Origin of the sequence: Flavobacterium sp. KS-LB2, from assembly GCF_036895565.1 — a bacterium.
In the GTDB taxonomy this organism is placed as follows: Bacteria; Bacteroidota; Bacteroidia; order Flavobacteriales; family Flavobacteriaceae; genus Flavobacterium.
In genome coordinates this window covers 2348054-2362503 of sequence record NZ_CP145904.1, presented here as the reverse complement: position 1 = coordinate 2362503, position 14450 = coordinate 2348054, and the positions used below count along the sequence as shown (strand labels likewise).

The following is a 14450-nucleotide window of genomic DNA, read 5'->3' as shown; positions in this document are numbered from 1 at the left end:
CAGTCAGTAATGGCTGTCATTTTTTTATTAAACAGAGACAGTAAATAGTCTTATGTTTGTTTTAGGAGTTGTCAGACGGCTTTTTTTTTATTCCAAAAAGGCGAGTTATTCTGAAATTTTGTAAATCTTTGTAATGTCTTTTAATATTGTATCAAAATCAATATTTAAATCAATCAATTTTCCAGTATGAATGTCAAAAACCCAACCGTAAACTTTTAGATTTCGTTGTCTGTTTGCTCTTTGTACTTCGGCAGTTTTAATGACATTAATGCATTGTTCCTGTACATTCAGTTCAACGAGTCTTTTGTATTTTTCACCTTCATCGGTTATGGAATCTAGTTCTTTTATATGAATTCTATATACATCTCGAATGTTTCTTAACCAAGGATTCAGTATTCCTAAATCAGCTTGTTGCATGGCTGCAAATACACCTCCGCAACCATAATGACCGCAAACTACGATATGATTTACTTTTAAGCTCGTTACAGCATAATTAATGACTGACATGGAATTTAGGTCTGTATTGGGAACCATATTCGCGATATTGCGATGCACAAAAACATCACCAGGCTCTAAGCCCATAAGCTCTTCGGCAGAAACTCTGCTATCTGAACAACCAATATATAGGAATTCAGGAGATTGCCCTTTTCCTAATTTGTCAAAATAATTGGTATCGCTTTGAAGTTTTTTAGTGATCCAATTGCGATTATTCTCGAAAATTTGTTTGATATCCATGAGGTTTTATTTATGATTCAAAAATACAAATCTATATCCTAATGACGAAATGTTCTTTGGGTTGTTCGCGTCTAAAAAAGACCAATCCCCATTGAAACGTATCAATAGTGACGGTTACTTTTGGATGGGTTTTAATGATTTCCCAAGCTATTTCCATTTCTGGAGACCAATGAATGTCATCAAATATCCAAACACTTTCGTTAGTTATCGTAGGGAGTAATAATTCAAAATAGTCTAGTGTTGCTTTTTTGGAATGATTTCCATCGAAGTAAATTAAGGAAAAGTGTTCAGTTGCAGTATTCAGTGATGAATTCCATTTCTCTAAATAAGAACTAAACGTTGTTACAATAGATTCTACATTGTTGAAATTGAATTTTTGCAAATGTAATTGAGCAATTTTTGCTGTTTCAGGACAGCCTTCCAGCGTTGTGATTTTTGCTTTTATCCCGGCACTTCGGGAGCCTATGGCAAGTGCAGCAGTCGCTAATCCTAATGAAGTTCCAATTTCTAAAATAGAGTTAGGTTGAAAATAACGAGTAATTCTATATAATAATTCGGCACGTTTTGCTGAAATTCCGGCCGTTTGGGCAATTTTAGCAATTACTCTTGTATTGGATTTGAAAACTTTAGAACCCGCCCCAAAGTCCGTTACTTCAATCGTATTATTGTTTGCTAAAAGTCCATTTCTATACTCTTTTAAGATGCTATATTCGGGTTTGAATGTTTTATCATAACAACATTTAGTCAACAAACTAAAGACAAACGGAGAATGTACCGCATGCTCATTTTTTGAGTGCCAAAGGAATTTAAGATAGGATTGGATTTGAAATAACATAGTCATTATTACGCAAAGGTTCGCAAAGTAAAAACACAAAGATACACGGAGATTTTTTAAAATTTGAAAAACAAAAAATAAACTTTGTAAGGCTCTGCATTTGCTTTGAGTGTCTCTGTGAAATAGCATTTTGCCTTTGAAACTTTACGACTTTAAAAAGGCTATATTTGCGCCCTTGGAATTCTACCAAGAATAATACCCATTTTTTACGATGATGATTGAACAAATACAAAATAAAGCGGAGATAAGTTCGGAAGAAATTGACAGATGTATTGCCATTTTAGCGCAATTAAATTCTGATACCGACCAAATTTTTGACATTCCAAAAGAGCAACGAACGGCTTTAATAAAAGCGGCCGGAATGTTCTCCAGACCAGACCGTGACGAGCTTTCTCGACGTAAAAAGGATGGCAAATTAGTTGCTAAACGAAAAAAAGAAAAGCAAGATAGAACCGCCCGAAAAGAAACAGGAATCCGATATGCTCGCGAGGCAAGTGTTTTTGTAGCGCCAAAATTATTGGCTTACAATGATCTTGCCCAAAAAGAACAATTGGAGCTGGAAACTCCACGAAATTGTTACGTTTGTAAAACCGAGTTTACTAAAATGCACCACTTTTATGACACGATGTGTACGGATTGTGGCGATTTTAATTATGCCAAACGTTTTCAAACCGCAGATGTAAAAGGACAAGTAGCTGTTATTACTGGTTCTAGATTAAAAATAGGCTATCACATTACCCTAATGCTGTTGCGTGGTGGAGCTACTGTTATTGCAACTACTCGGTTTCCGGTGGATTCGGCTTTGCGATTTTCAAAGGAAGACGATTTTATGGAGTGGGGACATCGCTTGAAAATACACGGCTTGGATTTAAGGCACATTCCTAGTGTGGAAATTTTCTGCAATTTTATCGAACAAAAATACAAGCGATTGGATATTCTAATCAATAATGCGGCGCAAACGGTGCGACGTCCTGCAGGATTCTACACCCATTTGATGGAAAACGAGGATCGTTCTATCGCTTCTTTGTCCCAACAAGTACAGGAGTTATTACTGGATCATACCAATTGCTTGGATGAATTAAAGGTATTGACATCTGGGGCTTCTTCCAATCAAAATATGCCGGTGACTTGGCATGGGCCAGAACCAGGAATTGGTTTGCGGGCTTCCGCCAAATTATCTCAGATTCCGTATTCGTTTGATAATGCACTTGTGGCTAACGAAGTTTTCCCAGAAGGAGAACTCGATGCCGATTTACAGCAAGTGGATTTAAGAAAAACCAATAGCTGGCGTTTGCGTTTGGGACAAATAGAAACCACGGAAATGATCGAAGTCCAGTTGGTTAATTCAGTGGCACCATTTGTATTGTGCAACCGTCTTAGTGAAGTGATGAAGAAAGACAATACTGGAAAAAAACATATTATTAATGTTTCGGCAATGGAAGGGAAATTTCATCGTTTTTTCAAAGAAGACCGCCATCCACATACCAATATGGCCAAAGCCGCTTTGAATATGTTAACTCATACTTCCTCTGGGACTTTGGCGAAAGCCGGAATTTTTATGAACGCCGTAGATACTGGTTGGGTAACTGACGAAGATCCTGCCGAATTAGCCAAAAGAAAACAGGTAGAAGAGGATTTTCAGCCGCCATTAGATATTGTAGACGGTGCGGCACGTGTTATGGATCCGTTGTTTGACGGAATAAATACAGGAAAACACTGGTGCGGAAAATTCTTGAAAGATTACAACCCGATTCCTTGGTAAAAGCGACCTAAACTCAGAAATCAAAATTAAAAAGGTATAATATAAAATAACCACAGCAGAATTCAATTTTGTTGTGGTTTCTTCTTTAAGGGCAACTGCTGCTGATTGTGGAATGCTGCTAACTATAATTTATTGAAATATTTAGAGTTTGAAATGTGATTTGAATTTATTTATGAATTAGTTTTGTTATTATTTACTAAATTTAAGACTGCTATTATGCGGTTTTCTTTTTTTTAGTATCTTTAATGAAGAATTTATTAAAATAGCATCAAGAGACATTATTCAATCGAATCACATTTAATTTAAAATACTATGGTAATAGAGTATCAAGGGGAACAAAACGGAATTCCGACAAGATTTACTATAAAAATTATCGGAAATAACATATCGAAAACAAGTTCGAATTTTCAAATTGATTTATTGGTAGGTGACAAGAAGTTACCTACTTTCAGATCATTTATTCATAAGAGTTTGTCTAATTGTTTAAAAGAAGTGTACTTGTTTCGCAAACATAACGGAATTAAATTTGATGTCTCTTCTGAAAAAATAGGGGCTAAATTTCCAATTTACACATCGAATTTATACAACTACCACAAGAAGACTTTGTTTATGGCATAAAGTTATTGCAGTAGCTATGCTTGTAAAAAAAAAACCACAACAGAAATAGATTTTGTTGTGGTTTTTTGTTAGTCTAGTGCTTTTATCTAGTTAGAGTAGCGAATTATATTTTTGTGGCAGTATATCCTTTTACAAATTCGACTAAATTTAATTTTAAAAAGTCAATTAAATAAGTTGAAGTAAGATGTGACTTAAAAGCGGTTTCATTTTCGAAACATTCCCAAATTATAAATTCAGATGCATCTTCATTTGATTGTTGAATTTCAAACAAAAGATTTCCAATTTCATTTTTGGTGTGTTTTTGCAATTTTTTTAGTTCTTTCTTTGTTTTTTCAATGTTATCTTTCTCCAGTACTTTCAAAATAGCAGTAGAGTAGAAGTTATCATTTTTCTCTTTATTAGGCTCTATTAAATCCCATAAATTCCCAAAACAATCTTCAAATACAAGAACTTTACCATAAGATTCAATTTTTGGTTCTCGTACTATTTTTATCTTTTTTTTAATTAAATTTTTATAATCTGCTTCAAAATTATCAGTATTTAGGAACAGAAAAACTCTTCCGCCGGTTTGATTTCCAATTCTTGTTTTCTGTGTTTCGTTTGCCGCTTTTGCTACTAATAAACTAAATTCAGATTGTTTGTTAGGTGCTATTTTTACCCAGCGCTTTGTTTCATCAATAACTGTGTCTTCCAGCACAATAAAGTTAAGTTTTGTGGTATAGAATTCAATAGCTTTGTCATAATCGTCAACTACAATTGAAATTTGAGCAATTTTTTGATTCATTTTATATTAATTTACACTTGACGGATTACCTTGATTTTAATAACTTTGTATGATTCTAAAAGTGGTATATTGTTGAGTCTTTTATGAAATATTTGCTAGTCTATCACTATACGACTAGTTCTTTTACTTTTCTCAAATATATACAAATAGTGTTAGGAATTATAAAAAAAGTTTGTTGTAGGGGAGTGTTTTTTACAATTATCAAGGTAGATATCAAAAAGTAACCCACAACAAAATCTAAATTCCGATGTGGGTTTATAAATTAAATAGCATTTATGAAAGTCATGGCAAATTGTACCTGAAACCTGAACTAATTCTATCCTTCTATCTTCGTGCTCAGCTCAAACCAGCGTTCTTCTTTATCTTCAATTTTATTATTGATGTTTTCCAGTTCTTTGGCTTTGGCCAAAACATTGCTTTCTTCTACTTTTCCATCTGCAAATAATTGCTCAATAGCTACTTTCTGAAGTTCTAAGTCCTTGATTTCACGTTCTAGTTTTTGATATTCTTTTTGCTCGTTGAAAGTCAAGTTTCCAGTTGGGTTGTTTTGTTTCCAGTCTTTCTTTTCGGCTTTGTTTTCCTCTTTTTGCGCTACATCAGTACTGTCTTCATAGGCTCTAAAATCAGAATAGTTTCCAGGGAAATCTTCGACCACACCATCACCTCTAAAAATGAATAAGTGATCTACAATTTTATCCATGAAATATCTATCGTGAGATACTACTAAAAGACAACCCGGATAATCCAAAAGGAAGCTTTCTAGAACATTCAGTGTTACAATATCCAAATCATTCGTTGGCTCATCCAGAATCAAGAAGTTTGGATTCTGAATCAAAACCGTACACAAATACAAACGTTTTAATTCACCACCGCTTAATCTGTCTACAAAATCATATTGTTTTTTAGCATCAAACAAGAATCGCTCTAATAATTGTGATGCCGATATCAATTTCCCTTTCATCAACGGAATGAATTCTCCGTATTCCTTAATCACATCAATTACACGCTGACCCGGTTTTGGGTTGATTCCGCTTTGTGTATAGTATCCTACTTTTATCGTTTCACCAATGACTACTTTTCCACCGTCAAGTGGCAAGGTCCCGGTCAATAAATTCAAGAAAGTCGATTTTCCTGTTCCGTTTTTTCCAATAATCCCAATGCGTTCCCCACGTTGAAAATCAAAACTGAAATTATCCATGATGACATGATCCTTGAATTTTTTGGAAATTTTGTGAAGCTCAATAATCTTGCTTCCCATTCGCTCCATGTTAATTTCAAGCTCTACTTTATTTTCACGACGGCGACTTTGTGCTTTTTCCTTGATTTCATAAAAATCATCCTGACGTGATTTAGACTTAGTAGTTCTCGCTTTTGGTTGGCGGCGCATCCACTCTAATTCTTTCACAAAAAGATTCTGCGCTTTATCCACACTCGAATTCTCGGAGGCAATGCGTTCTTCTTTTTTCTCTAAATAATAAGAGTAATTTCCTTTGTATTGGTATAATTTTCCGTTGTCCAGCTCAATGATTTCATTACACACACGCTCCAAGAAGAAACGGTCGTGCGTCACCATAAACAACGTAATATTTTCTTTGGCAAAATAGCTTTCCAACCATTCAATCATCTCTAAATCCAAGTGATTCGTAGGTTCATCCAGAATTAATAAATCAGGACGATTAATCAAAATGATAGCTAGCGATAACCTTTTTTTCTGCCCACCCGAAAGATTTTTGACTTTCAATTTGAAATTTTCCAACTTCAGTTTGAACAAAATCTGCTTGTATTGTGTCTCAAAATCCCACGCATTGTGCTGATCCATTCCGTCAAAAGCTTTTTGGTAGGCTTCTTCATCTTCAGGATTTTCTAGCGCTTTTTCGTAGGCTTCGATTACTTTCAACGTCTCATTATCTGAAGCGAAAATGCTTTCTTCAATGGTCAACTCGTCTTGCAAGTTGTTATTTTGCGAAAGGAAAGCCATTTTGATGCCTTTTCTCAAAACGACTTGTCCGGTATCTGATTCTTCTAAACCGTTAATGATACTCATCATAGTCGTTTTTCCAGAACCGTTTTTGGCAATGAAAGCAATTTTTTGATCTTTATTAATTCCGAACGAGATGTCTTTAAACAAGGTACGTTCACCAAAAGATTTCGAGATATTTTCTACAGAAAGGTAATTCACAGGACTAAATTTTTTGCAAAAGTAAACTATTAAATAACCATTTGCCAATAGTTTAGTGGATTCTGAGTTTTCTATGCCATTTATTGTTTCACATAATTTGATAAAAACGCACTTAAATCAAATTGATGCAACTTTTGAGGGATAGTAATAATTGGTTTTCGAGTGAAATTTTCATTGGTTACATAAAAATGAAGCCCATCTTGGGTACTAATGCCTTCAATTTGATGAAAGGGTAGTGCAATTTTGATTTTTCTTTTATTCCCAGAAAAGAAATCAGAGCCGTGATAATCGTAAAACAGATACATAAATGGCGATAAAAACCTGTTGTAGCCAGCAAGAACAAGCAATTTTTTTTCAGGAAAATGAGTTGCTGAGGTAATCAATCCCTTTACATTATAGGATTCTTTTAGTTGAGCTACATGCTTGCCTGGAATCTTAGGAATCTGATATACGCTGGTTTTTTTCTCTTTCCATTGTTTGGTAAACAAGAAAATATTTTCTCCCGAAACAATAAATGCCTCGCAATCAAAATTGGTTGCATTCGCTTTATTGGTCTTAAAATCCTTTTGATTGGAATAGGAAAAGGAGAGTGTGTCAATTTTTTGGATCTCTGTGTTGAGCGATTTTTTTTCAATTCTTAAAATCTTTAGATCTTTCCGATTTCCAGTGAAATTATTCCCGAAATCTCCAATATAAAAATAATCACTGTCTTGCGAAATATCCTCCCAGTCGGTATTGGTAACATTTTTGAGTTGGATTTTACTTTGAATGGCTCCTTTTTCATTCATGCCATAAAGAACAGTATCTGTATTGTCGTTACTTGTCCAAAACAGAGAATCGCTTTGTATTAAGCTGGACGTTTCTTTCAAAAGTGCATTCAGTTTAACTGAATATTTTGGTTTTATTTTTACCGAAACATACGCACAACTCCCGTCATTGACTGTTGCGGCAGGATTGTAGTTTTTAGAAAGCGGATCGGTACAACCCGAAACTTGTGCTTGCGAAGTACAAATGGTAAACAAGAGGATGAATAAGAATATTTTTTTCAATGAATTGTTTCTTGGGATTCTAGATTTGCCCACAAAAGTACTGAATTCTTAGCTTAAAAATTAGAATTTAAATGGTTCTGAAGCATTTATCTTAAGCTTATTTGCCGATTAAGGTCGCGATTTCTATTGAGCTTTTCTTTGGATTTTCTCAAAGTATTTTGAACACAAACGAAGTTTACTAGACTTCCATGAAAATAAGTTTAGTGAAATAATCGTGGCTAATGGAGATACTTATTTTTTAATTTTGAACCTTTGTGTCTTTGCATCTTAAAATATATCTTTGAAAAATGCAACTATCTGTTATCATTCTCAATTACAACGTTCGCTATTTTCTGGAACAATGTGTTTTAAGTGTTCAAAATGCTTTGGAAAACATTGAAGGAGAAATAATTGTAATTGATAACAATTCTTCTGATGACAGTTGTGCGATGATGGAGCAACGTTTTCCAAACGTAAAACTTATTCGAAACAACGAAAATGTAGGTTTTCCAAAAGGTAATAATAGTGGCGTAACCCAAGCCAAAGGAGAATACATTTGTATCCTCAATCCGGATACCGTTGTTGCTGAAGATACTTTCGTAAAAGTATTGACTTTCGTCCAACAACAATCAGATTTAGGAATCGTGGGATGTAAACTCATTGATGGAGCTGGAAATTTTTTACCCGAAAGTAAACGAGGAGTTCCTACACCTTGGGTTGCTTTTACCAAAATTACAGGTTTGTACAAATTATTTTCTGGAACATTCGGAAAATATTACGCGCAACATTTAAACGAAAACCAAACGGGAAAAGTAGACATTCTCGTGGGTGCTTTTATGTTCCTGAAAAGGGATTTATATCTTGAAGTGGGCGGATTTGATGAAGATTGTTTTATGTATTCTGACGATATTGATTTGTCATATCGGATTTTGCAAAAAGGAAAGTCGAATTATTATTTCCATGAAACCACAGTGATACATTATAAAGGAGAAAGCACTATTAAGGACGAAACGTATATGAAGCGGTTTCAGGAAGCGATGAATTTTTTTTATAAAAAGCATTTCAACGTACCATTGGTGTTTTCAATTTTTATGAAAGCAGGAATCGTGTTTTTCTCTTTTATAAAAATGTTTCAAGGAAAATCAACCCGAAAAATAAGGCTTGAAATAATTTCAAAAACTTATCTGTTGTATTCGGCTAATGAGAAATTAATAGACAAACTCCGTTTAGTCTTGCAAAAAAAAGTAGTGTTTCACGATTTGAAAACAGAAAAAATGGTAATTTCGTCTTCTGTTAAAAGTAAACAAAACAGGGAAGTTATTTTAGATAACGAATTCATTTCTTATAAAGACTGTATCGCAATTCTCGAATCTTCAAGAAATAAAACGTTTACCTTTAAAATTATACCAAAAAAAGCTAATTTTTTAATAGGAAGTAACAATAGTAACGAGAGAGGTGAGATTATAAAAATAGAGTAAAAAATTACATTTAATGTAATTTATATTTGAAATATTTAGTAATTTCGCAAACTGAAAATCAAAATCACCTTTTAGGTTAACAATATGGCAAGATTTGAATTAAAGCTCCCAAAAATGGGAGAAAGCGTTGCAGAAGCGACCATTACAAATTGGTTGAAACAAGTTGGAGACAAAATTGAAGCCGATGAAGCGGTACTCGAAATTGCTACAGATAAAGTAGACAGTGAAGTACCAAGCGAGGTTTCTGGGGTTTTAGTGGAACAACTGTTCGGGAAAGATGATTTAGTTCAAGTAGGTCAGACCATAGCAATTATTGAAACGGATGGCGATGCTGTTGCAGAAACGGTTCAAGGAGCTGTTGCTCCAGTTGAAGTTGCTGTTATCGAAGAAACAATGGACGCTGTTAAAGAAAGCGTTGCTCCTAATGCTTCGGGCATGACTGATTTTTCTGATTCGGAGAAATTCTTATCGCCTTTGGTGAAAAATATTGCCAAAGAAGAAGGTGTTTCTGTTGCTGAATTAGCATCGATTGCAGGAACAGGAAAAGAAGGAAGAGTTACTAAAAACGATATTTTAGATTATGTAAAAAATAGAACAAGTCAACCAGCAGTTTCGGCTCCTGTTGCGGCAGTTCAAAAAGCAGTTCCAGTTCCAGTAGCTCAAAAAGCAGCTCCAGTATCAGTAAGTGGTGGTGATGAAATCATAGAAATGGATAGAATGCGTAAGCTGATTTCTGGATACATGGTGGCTTCTGTGCAAACATCGGCTCACGTTCAATCATTTATTGAAGTCGATGTTACCAATATTGTAAAATGGAGAGAGAAAAATAAAGTTACTTTCGAAAAAAGAGAAGGTGAAAAATTGACGTACACACCTATTTTCATGGAAGCGGTTGCTAAAGCGCTGAAAGATTTCCCTGGAATGAATATTTCGGTAGATGGGGATTTCATTATCAAAAAGAAAAACATCAACCTTGGAATGGCTGCTGCACTACCAAACGGAAATTTAATTGTTCCTGTAATTAAAAATGCAGATCAACTAAATTTGGTTGGTATGGCAAAAGCGGTAAACGATTTAGGAAACCGTGCTAAAATGGGGAAACTAAAACCAGACGATACGCAAGGCGGAACCTATACGGTTACTAATGTGGGAACTTTTGGAAGTGTTTTTGGTACGCCGATTATCAATCAACCACAAGTGGGGATTTTAGCTCTTGGAGCAATCCGTAAAATGCCAGCGGTAATTGAAACTCCAGAAGGTGATTTTATTGGAATTCGTCAAAAAATGTTCTTATCTCACAGCTACGATCATAGAGTAGTTGATGGAGCGTTGGGAGGTAGTTTTGTAAAACGAGTTGCGGAATACTTAGAAGCTTTTGATGTAAACAGAGATGTTTAAGCATATATAATTACATTAAAAACCCGATTGATTTTTAAAAATTAATCGGGTTTTCTTTTTTTGAGGTTTTCGAGAACTTTAAACGTTGAACTTTAAACGAAATTAAACCCAAATTTCTATATTTGTATCCACACAAAATTTAAAAATGGAACTCAAACTCAATAAACCAATTTGCTTTTTCGATCTTGAAACCACAGGAATTGATATCGGAAAAGATAGAATTGTAGAAATCTCAATATTCAAAGTTTTCCCAAACGGAAACAAAGAAAGCAAAACTTGGCTGGTAAATCCAACGATTCCAATTCCACCACAAACAACAGCTGTTCATGGCATCACCGATGAAAAAGTAGCTAATGAGCCTACTTTTAATGAATTAGCGGCGCAAGTGTACAATATGATTAAAGACAGTGATTTGGCTGGATTTAATTCAGATCGTTTTGACATTCCGTTATTGGCAGAAGAAATGTTGCGAGCCGGAGTTGATTTTGATATGAAAAATAGAGTTTCGGTGGATGTACAAACCGTTTTCCATAAAATGGAAGAGCGAACGTTAAGTGCGGCACATAAGTTTTATTGTGGGAAAACGCTAGAAAATGCGCATTCTGCAGAAGCAGATACGATGGCGACTTACGAAATTTTAAAAGCGCAACTGGATCGTTATCCGGAACTGGAAAACGATATGAAATCACTATCGGAATTTACCACAAGAAAGAAAATTGCTGATTTTGCTGGTATGATTGCTTTTGATAAGGATGATGAAGAGATTTTTACTTTTGGAAAGCACAAAGGAGTGAAAGTGGATAAAATTCTGGAAACAGAACCCGGTTATTTCAGTTGGATACAAAATGCGGATTTTCCGTTGTATACCAAGAAAGTTTTAACGGCAATCAAACTTCGAAAACTGAATAATAAATTAAGCTAATTTTTGAATCAATAAGAAATGAAAATAATCTGCATTGGTAGAAATTACACCAATCATATAGAAGAATTACAGAACGAAAGACCAACAGAGCCTGTTGTTTTTATGAAGCCGGATTCGGCCGTTTTGTTAAAGCAGCATCCATTTGTGATTCCGGAATTTTCGGAGGATATTCATCACGAGATTGAGATTATTGTCAAAATAAATAAAGTTGGTAAATACATCGAGCCTAAGTTTGCGCATAAATATTATGACGAAATTAGTGTTGGAATTGACTTTACGGCACGCGATTTACAGGCGAAATTAAAAGCAAAAGGCTTGCCTTGGGAAAAAGCAAAAGCATTTGACGGCTCGGCAGTTATAGGTGAATTTTTACCAAAAAATCAATTTAGTTCATTAGAAAATATTACTTTTGAATTAACCAACAACAATAAAACGGTACAAAAGGGTAATTCCAGTCATATGTTGTGGAAAATTGACGAACTAATTTCACACGTTTCTCAGTTTTTTACCTTAAAAATTGGAGATATTATTTTTACAGGAACTCCAGAAGGAGTAGCTGCTGTAAAGCCAGATGACGTTTTGGAAGGATTTTTAGAAGGACAACAACTCTTTAGAATACAAGTAAAATAATGGCTATAAACTACAACCTTTCAAAAGTGTACGCACTTTCAGACAACGATGCAGAATTTGTAAATGAAATTTTGACATTGTTTGTTACCGAAGTTCCAGATGATTTAGTACAAATCAAAGAAGGAATAAAAAAGAAAGACCATAAGCACGCTTATGCTTATGCGCACAAGATAAAACCTACGCTTGATTTAATGGGGTTGAACGTGGCTTTTGAGGAGATTCTTCAAATCGAAGCCTGGACCAAAGCCGAAGGTAAAAAGAAAGACATCAAAGAAACTTTTAAAAGTGTCAAAAACCAAGTTAATGATGCTATCAAAGAAATCAAGAAAGATTTCGATTTGTAATATTGGGGCGTGACCCGCTGGAAAAGCGGGTCGGGCTATCCGTTACAAACTCCGGTAAAAAAACCGGGAGGATTTCACTGCTATCCCTCACGCGTGAATATTTACATAAGCTAAGTTCCGAAATATAGTTTTTAGTGCAATCGCACTAACATAAACGTTGTAAAAAATGAAAGCAACCATAGTTACCATTGGTGACGAAATTTTAATAGGTCAAATTGTCGATACCAATTCGGGTTTTATAGCCAAATCATTAGATAAGATTGGTGTTGAAATCAAGGAAATGATTTCGATTAGTGATGATAAAAAGCACATTTTAGATACGTTTGCATCGCTTCAAAATAAAGTTGATTTGGTTATTATAACCGGTGGTTTAGGGCCAACAAAAGATGATATTACCAAGAAAACATTCTGCGATTATTTTGAAGATGAATTAGTGGTTGATAAAGCGGTCGAAAAGCACGTAATTGAGCTTATAGAGCGTGTGATGAATAGAACGGCATCGCAAATCAATAAAGATCAAGCGTTGGTTCCGTCAAAATGTACGGTTCTTCACAATCAGGTGGGTACAGCGCCAGGAATGTGGATGAAGAAGGAAGATACCGTTTTTATTTCGCTTCCGGGAGTTCCTTATGAAATGAAATATTTGGTAGAAAATGAAATTATTCCAAAAGTAATTCGGGAATACAAACGTCCTTATATTATTCATAAAACAATTCTGACTTATGGACAAGGCGAAAGTCTTGTGGCAGAACGCATAGAGAATTGGGAAAATAATCTTCCGGAATTTATTAGGTTGGCTTATTTGCCTGCGCCAGGAAGAGTTCGTTTGCGTCTTTCGGCGCGTGGCACAGATAAAGAAAAATTAGAAGTGGCTCTCGAGGAAAATGTAAACTCGCTGAATGCTATAATCCATGATATTATCGTTGGTTTTGATGATGACGAAACTTTAGAGGTTGTAGTAGGAAAAATGCTTATAAAGCAAAATAAAACTATTTCCACTGCCGAGAGTTGTACCGGAGGAAAGATAGCAGCAGTTTTAACATCTGTATCAGGAGCTTCGGGCTATTTTAAGGGTAGTGTAGTTTCGTACGGAACTGAAGTAAAAATTAATGTTTTAGGAGTGCCGAAAAGTCTTATAGACGAAAATTCGGTGGTAAGTAAAGAGGTGGTTTCCGCAATGGCTTTGAATGTAAAAAGCATGATGAAAACAGATTACGCAATTGCAACAACTGGTAACGCTGGACCTTCAAAAGGAGATTCAAATGCCGAAGTTGGATCAGTTTTCATCGCATTGGCAACACCAACCGAAGTAATTGTTGAAGAATTTAATTTTGGTCAACCACGTGAAAAAGTGATAGATAGAGCTGTAATTAAAAGTTTAGAACTATTACAGAAAGAAATTTTAAAAAATGTGCAATAAATTTGTTGCTTAATAGGTTTATTTTTCTTTTCTTTGCACCCTGATTTTGAATAACGATAAAAGATAAGTATAATGTCAAGAGTTTGTGACCTTACAGGTAAAAGAGCGATGGTAGGAAATAACGTTTCTCACGCTATGAACAAAACTAAGAGAAAATTTTCTGTAAACTTAGTTAAAAAGCGTTTTTATCTTCCAGAAGAAGATAGATGGATTACTCTAAGAGTAGCTGCATCTACGATAAAAACAATTAATAAAAATGGAATCGCTGCAGTTTTGAAAAAAGCGCAGTCAGAAGGATTTATTAAATAATCTATTCC

The 14450-nt window shown here is 34.8% G+C and carries 14 protein-coding genes; 9 read left to right on the top strand and 5 right to left on the bottom strand.

The window, feature by feature from the left end; genetic code table 11:
- Positions 1 to 105: 105 nt before the first annotated feature.
- Entirely contained in the window at positions 106 to 735 is a 630-nt protein-coding gene (locus V5J73_RS10060) for a carbonic anhydrase (RefSeq protein ID WP_338645567.1), read from the bottom strand.
- A gap of 31 nt (positions 736 to 766) precedes the next feature.
- Complete coding sequence (locus V5J73_RS10055; protein ID WP_338645566.1) at positions 767 to 1570, bottom strand: O-methyltransferase; 804 nt, start codon at positions 1568 to 1570, stop codon at positions 767 to 769.
- Positions 1571 to 1784: 214 nt separating this feature from the next.
- On the opposite strand from V5J73_RS10055, the gene V5J73_RS10050 reads away from it, so the two are divergent.
- Together V5J73_RS10050 and V5J73_RS10045 are read left to right on the top strand one after the other, a co-directional pair.
- On the top strand, positions 1785 to 3332 hold the full coding sequence (locus V5J73_RS10050) for an SDR family NAD(P)-dependent oxidoreductase (RefSeq protein WP_338645564.1): 1548 nt from the start codon (positions 1785 to 1787) through the stop codon (positions 3330 to 3332).
- A gap of 312 nt (positions 3333 to 3644) precedes the next feature.
- Positions 3645 to 3950, top strand: a complete 306-nt coding sequence (locus tag V5J73_RS10045) for a hypothetical protein (RefSeq protein WP_338645562.1) — start codon at positions 3645 to 3647, stop codon at positions 3948 to 3950.
- 103 nt (positions 3951 to 4053) lie between these two features.
- On the opposite strand, the gene V5J73_RS10040 is transcribed toward V5J73_RS10045, so the two are convergent.
- From V5J73_RS10040 to V5J73_RS10030, 3 genes are all read right to left on the bottom strand, one after another.
- Positions 4054 to 4734: a VOC family protein gene (locus tag V5J73_RS10040; RefSeq protein WP_338645560.1), complete on the bottom strand. Its 681-nt coding sequence runs from the start codon at positions 4732 to 4734 to the stop codon at positions 4054 to 4056.
- A 316-nt stretch (positions 4735 to 5050) separates the two neighbouring features.
- Positions 5051 to 6913: an ABC-F family ATP-binding cassette domain-containing protein gene (locus tag V5J73_RS10035; protein WP_338645559.1), complete on the bottom strand. Its 1863-nt coding sequence runs from the start codon at positions 6911 to 6913 to the stop codon at positions 5051 to 5053.
- Positions 6914 to 6993: 80 nt separating this feature from the next.
- Positions 6994 to 7962: a T9SS C-terminal target domain-containing protein gene (locus tag V5J73_RS10030; RefSeq protein ID WP_338645557.1), complete on the bottom strand. Its 969-nt coding sequence runs from the start codon at positions 7960 to 7962 to the stop codon at positions 6994 to 6996.
- Positions 7963 to 8249: 287 nt separating this feature from the next.
- Here V5J73_RS10030 and V5J73_RS10025 point away from each other — a divergent pair, with 287 nt between their 5' ends.
- The 7 genes from V5J73_RS10025 to rpmB all read left to right on the top strand — a co-directional run bounded on the left by V5J73_RS10025 (position 8250) and on the right by rpmB (position 14442).
- A complete protein-coding gene (locus V5J73_RS10025) occupies positions 8250 to 9419 on the top strand; it encodes a glycosyltransferase family 2 protein (RefSeq protein WP_338645555.1) in 1170 nt (389 codons plus the stop codon).
- A gap of 84 nt (positions 9420 to 9503) precedes the next feature.
- Positions 9504 to 10817: a dihydrolipoamide acetyltransferase family protein gene (locus V5J73_RS10020; RefSeq protein WP_338645553.1), complete on the top strand. Its 1314-nt coding sequence runs from the start codon at positions 9504 to 9506 to the stop codon at positions 10815 to 10817.
- 145 nt (positions 10818 to 10962) lie between these two features.
- Entirely contained in the window at positions 10963 to 11739 is a 777-nt protein-coding gene (locus V5J73_RS10015; protein ID WP_099715941.1) for a 3'-5' exonuclease, read from the top strand.
- 18 nt (positions 11740 to 11757) lie between these two features.
- Positions 11758 to 12369 (top strand): fumarylacetoacetate hydrolase family protein, encoded by a 612-nt coding sequence (locus V5J73_RS10010; RefSeq protein ID WP_338645551.1) that lies wholly within the window; start codon positions 11758 to 11760, stop codon positions 12367 to 12369.
- The gene (locus V5J73_RS10005) at positions 12369 to 12713 is read left to right on the top strand and encodes an Hpt domain-containing protein (protein ID WP_099715939.1); all 345 of its coding nucleotides are present in this window, start codon (positions 12369 to 12371) and stop codon (positions 12711 to 12713) included. The genes V5J73_RS10010 and V5J73_RS10005 overlap by 1 nt, the downstream gene beginning before the upstream one ends.
- Positions 12714 to 12879: 166 nt before the next feature.
- Entirely contained in the window at positions 12880 to 14133 is a 1254-nt protein-coding gene (locus tag V5J73_RS10000) for a CinA family nicotinamide mononucleotide deamidase-related protein (protein WP_338645549.1), read from the top strand.
- Between the two features lie 72 nt (positions 14134 to 14205).
- Positions 14206 to 14442, top strand: a complete 237-nt coding sequence (gene rpmB / locus V5J73_RS09995) for a 50S ribosomal protein L28 (RefSeq protein ID WP_024980263.1) — start codon at positions 14206 to 14208, stop codon at positions 14440 to 14442.
- The last annotated feature ends 8 nt before the right edge of the window (positions 14443 to 14450 follow it).

Coding starts and splice junctions, on each gene's coding strand:
- V5J73_RS10040 (WP_338645560.1), bottom strand. CDS start 4,734: ATGAATCAAAAAATTGCTCAAATTTCAATTGTAGTTGACGATTATGAC.
- V5J73_RS10005 (WP_099715939.1), top strand. CDS start 12,369: ATGGCTATAAACTACAACCTTTCAAAAGTGTACGCACTTTCAGACAAC.
- V5J73_RS10025 (WP_338645555.1), top strand. CDS start 8,250: ATGCAACTATCTGTTATCATTCTCAATTACAACGTTCGCTATTTTCTG.
- V5J73_RS10045 (WP_338645562.1), top strand. CDS start 3,645: ATGGTAATAGAGTATCAAGGGGAACAAAACGGAATTCCGACAAGATTT.
- V5J73_RS10000 (WP_338645549.1), top strand. CDS start 12,880: ATGAAAGCAACCATAGTTACCATTGGTGACGAAATTTTAATAGGTCAA.
- V5J73_RS10020 (WP_338645553.1), top strand. CDS start 9,504: ATGGCAAGATTTGAATTAAAGCTCCCAAAAATGGGAGAAAGCGTTGCA.
- V5J73_RS10010 (WP_338645551.1), top strand. CDS start 11,758: ATGAAAATAATCTGCATTGGTAGAAATTACACCAATCATATAGAAGAA.
- V5J73_RS10060 (WP_338645567.1), bottom strand. CDS start 735: ATGGATATCAAACAAATTTTCGAGAATAATCGCAATTGGATCACTAAA.
- V5J73_RS10015 (WP_099715941.1), top strand. CDS start 10,963: ATGGAACTCAAACTCAATAAACCAATTTGCTTTTTCGATCTTGAAACC.
- rpmB (WP_024980263.1), top strand. CDS start 14,206: ATGTCAAGAGTTTGTGACCTTACAGGTAAAAGAGCGATGGTAGGAAAT.
- V5J73_RS10050 (WP_338645564.1), top strand. CDS start 1,785: ATGATTGAACAAATACAAAATAAAGCGGAGATAAGTTCGGAAGAAATT.
- V5J73_RS10055 (WP_338645566.1), bottom strand. CDS start 1,570: ATGTTATTTCAAATCCAATCCTATCTTAAATTCCTTTGGCACTCAAAA.